General features: G+C 72.8%; 5 protein-coding genes and 1 pseudogene. 3 read left to right on the top strand and 3 right to left on the bottom strand.

The window, feature by feature from the left end; all coding sequences use genetic code 11:
* Together CCN39_RS46980 and CCN39_RS46975 are read left to right on the top strand one after the other, a co-directional pair.
* A partial coding sequence (locus CCN39_RS46980) for an FAD-dependent monooxygenase (RefSeq protein ID WP_208630684.1) occupies positions 1–467 on the top strand: 467 nt, incomplete at its 5' end.
* A 4-nt stretch (positions 468–471) separates the two neighbouring features.
* Positions 472–1,443 carry an MCE family protein gene (locus tag CCN39_RS46975; protein WP_086853583.1) on the top strand — a complete coding sequence of 324 codons (972 nt, stop codon included), beginning with the start codon at positions 472–474 and terminating at the stop codon, positions 1,441–1,443.
* Here CCN39_RS46975 and CCN39_RS46970 read toward each other — a convergent pair.
* Positions 1,434–1,847: a PaaI family thioesterase gene (locus tag CCN39_RS46970; RefSeq protein ID WP_086853582.1), complete on the bottom strand. Its 414-nt coding sequence runs from the start codon at positions 1,845–1,847 to the stop codon at positions 1,434–1,436. The two genes, CCN39_RS46975 and CCN39_RS46970, sit on opposite strands and share 10 nt — an antisense overlap.
* A 64-nt stretch (positions 1,848–1,911) precedes the next feature.
* Between CCN39_RS46970 and CCN39_RS46965 the strand changes: the two genes are divergently transcribed.
* Positions 1,912–2,334 carry a MarR family winged helix-turn-helix transcriptional regulator gene (locus CCN39_RS46965; RefSeq protein WP_086853581.1) on the top strand — a complete coding sequence of 141 codons (423 nt, stop codon included), beginning with the start codon at positions 1,912–1,914 and terminating at the stop codon, positions 2,332–2,334.
* Between the two features lie 4 nt (positions 2,335–2,338).
* Here CCN39_RS46965 and CCN39_RS46960 read toward each other — a convergent pair whose 3' ends face one another.
* Positions 2,339–3,070, bottom strand: a complete 732-nt coding sequence (locus CCN39_RS46960) for a class I SAM-dependent methyltransferase (protein WP_086853580.1) — start codon at positions 3,068–3,070, stop codon at positions 2,339–2,341.
* A pseudogene (locus CCN39_RS46955) lies at positions 3,067–3,334 on the bottom strand (PAC2 family protein); the annotation flags it as partial. The gene CCN39_RS46960 and the pseudogene CCN39_RS46955, both read right to left, overlap by 4 nt.

Genomic DNA, 3,334 nt, shown 5'->3' with positions numbered 1-3,334 from the left:
CCGCGGCCGACGAGGTGTACGTCGACTCGATCAGCCAGATCCACCTCGACCGCTGGTCGAAGGGGCGCGTCGTGCTCTTGGGCGACGCCGCGTGGTGCGCCGGGCCGGGCGGGTCGGGTACCGGGCTGGCGATGATGGGCGCCCAGGTGCTGGCCGGCGAGCTCGCGGCGGCCGGCGGCGACCACGTGACGGCGTTCGCGAAGTACGAGCAGCGGCTGCGCAAGCCGGCCACGGTCGGGCAGAAGAACGGCAAGGGCTCCGGCAACTTCCTCGCGCCGCGCACGGCCGCGAAGATCCGCAGCCGCAACCGCGCCTACCGGATGCTGAGCACCCGGCTGTTCGGCGGCATCTTCACCTGGATGACCGATCGCGCGGCCAACGCACTGGAATACCGTGAATACCCGGCGCTCGATTCCTCTCATCGGGGGACTCGGCTGGCGACCCGGCGTGAGGTGGGTCACTCTTGACGCCATGTCAACGCCTCGGGCTCCGGTCAGGACGGCGCTCGCCGGACTGGCCGTGCTGGCCCTGGGTGTGCTGACGGCGCTGAACGCGCGCTCCCTCCCGGTGATCGGCGACGGCACGACCTACTCGGCCGAGTTCACCGAAGCGGCCGGGCTGAGTTCCGGCAACGACGTCCGCATCGCCGGCGTCGAGGTCGGCCGCGTGTCGGACGTCCGGCTGCGCGGCGACCACGTACTGGTTTCGTTCAAGGCCAAGGGCGCCTGGCTGGGCGACGCGACGGGTGCGGCGATCCGGCTGAAAACGGTGCTGGGCCAGAAGTACCTGGCGCTCGACCCGCAGGGCGAGGGCACGCTCGACCCGGGTCGGCCCATCCCGCGCTCACGCACGACGGTGCCCTACGACATCCTCGCGGCGTTCGGCGCACTTTCGTCCACAGTGGACCGTATCGACACCGCGCGGCTGGCGCGGAGCTTCGACACACTCTCGGCGACGCTGGCGAACACGCCGCAGAGCGTGCGTGCCGCACTGGCCGGGCTCTCGCGGCTGTCGGACTCGATCGCCTCGCGCGACAGCCAACTGGCGGCACTGCTGGGCAACACGCGCGTGGTTTCGCAGACGCTGGTCGACCGCGACGCGGCCGTGCGCCGGCTCCTCGAGGACGGGAACGAGCTGCTCGCCTCGGTGAGCAACCGCGAGGCGGCGATCAGCACGCTGCTCGACGGCTCACGGCGGTTGTCTGCGGAGCTGTCCGGGTTGATCGGCGAGTCACGGGTCGGACCGCTGCTGACCCAGCTGGACCAGCTGACGTCGATGCTGCAGCGCAACCAGGACGCGCTGGCCGCGGGGATCCGGGGTTTCGCGCCGTTCGTGCGGCTGGGGACGAACATCGCGGGGAACGGGCGGTGGATCGACGGCTACCTGTGCGGGCTGGTGCTGCCGTCGTTCGGGCCGTTGAACGAAGAAGGCTGTCACGGCTGAGGGTTCCGGCGCGCACTCCCCTGGGCGGCAGCACACAGGGCGGCCTCGCCCTGACCATCCACTGTGTACAGATCGCAGCGGCAGGTGGCTCCGGACCGCCCGGCCCGCACCACGACGGCACGGGCTCGCAGCGTGGCCCCCACCGCCGGGCGGAGGTAGTCGATCGTGAAGCCGGCGGTGAGCAGCGCGGGCCCCAGCACCGTGCCCGCGGCGAACGTCAAAGCGTTGTCGGCGGCGTAGGCCAGCACGCCGCCGTGGAGAAACCCGTTCTGCTGCTTGAGCTCGTCGCGGACGTCCAGCTCCAGCGTGGCCGCGCCGTCGCCGAACTCGGTCAGCCGCGCTCCGAGGAGCCGGCTGAACGGCTGGCCCGCCAGTCCCGCTCGAGCCGCTTCGAGATCCAGCATGTCGCCTCACTTCACTAGTGAAGCGAGAATGGCGCGTCCGGGCCCGGGCTGTCAAGATCGGGGCGTGTCCGAACCCGACCAGCGCCTGTTCTTCCTGCTCCAGCAGGCCGCGCACCGGCTGCGCGTGGCCGCCGACCGCCGGTGCCTCGCCGCCGGCGGCATCACCACCGCCCAGCTCGGCGCGCTCTTCGCCGTGCGCGAAGGCGGCTTGACCCAGCGAGACCTCGCCTCGCGGCTCGGCCAGCGTGAATCGGCGGTGACCGCGATGGTCGCGCGGCTGGTGGACGCGGGCCTGGTCGGCCGAAGCGCCCATCCGCACGAGCACCGCGCGGTGGTACTGGAGCTGACCACCGCCGGCGAGAAAGCGCTGACCAGCGTCGCTCCGGAGATCGAGGAGTTCAACGCGCGGCTGCGCGCGGTGCTCGGCGAGGACGGCTTCCGGCAGACCGCCGAAGCCGTCGGCAAGCTGGCGAGCAGCGAGTGGTGACCGGCTAGGCCACGATCAGCCGGAAACCCGCGTCCCACTCCGGCAGGTCCAGCAGGTGCGCGTGGTCCGCGTGCCAGCGTCCCGACTCCAGGTCCTCCCGCAGCCGGGCGATCCCCCGGGACACCGCCGCCGGCGACGTCTGGGCCAGCGCCGAGCACGACCGGCGCACTCCCGGGTCGAGGTACGCCTCCGGCCGGCGCCAGTACGCCGGGAACACTCCGTCCGTGAAGTCCCACGGCACCGGCAACGCCAGCACCGAAGACGCCCCGAGGACGTCCGCGATCTCCGGCGCCGAAGGCCTCGACGCTTCCAGCGCGGCGACCTCCGGCACGTACTCCCGCACGAACCAGAAGTCGCTGTGCAACGCGGTGTCGTACGCCAGGACGACCTGCCGGGACGCGACCCGGCGCAGCTCGGCGAGGCCGCGCCGCCAGTCGGGCCAGTGGTGCACCGTCAGCACCGCCAGCGCGGCGTCGAACGTGCCCGAGGCGAACGGCAGCGCCTCGGCGACCGCCCGCACCACCGGCGCCGCCCCCGCCGCGCGTTGCCGGATCATCTCCGCCGACGGCTCGACCGCGACGACCTCGCGCGCAGGCGGCTCGTACGACCCCGTCCCCGAGCCGACGTCCAGCACCGAAGCCGCGGCACCGAGCGCGGCCACCACCGGCTCGAACCAGCGCGGGTCGGTCCGCCGCCCCCGCGCGTAGCCGACGCCGATCTCGTCGTAGCGCGTCACCCGCGCTCGGGTCCGTCGCCGCCGTTCTGCTCCGCGAGGAAGCGCTCGAACTGGGAGCCGAGCTCCTCCGCCGTCGGCATGTGCTCGACCGACTCCGCCAGCAGGCTGCCGCGGTCGGACGCCTCGACGAACGTGTCGTACTGCCGCTCCAGGGCGCGGACGACGTCGGCGATCTCGTCGGACTCCGCGACCTGCCGGTTGATCTCGGCGTCGGCCAGGTCCGCGGCCGCGCGCAGTTCGCCCTCGGGCAGGCTCAGCCCGGTC

The organism is Amycolatopsis kentuckyensis (assembly GCF_002155975.1).
GTDB classification, from domain to species: Bacteria; Actinomycetota; Actinomycetes; order Mycobacteriales; family Pseudonocardiaceae; genus Amycolatopsis; species Amycolatopsis kentuckyensis.
The sequence above is the reverse complement of the archived record's forward strand: the minus strand, read 5'-3'. Positions and strand labels throughout refer to the sequence as shown.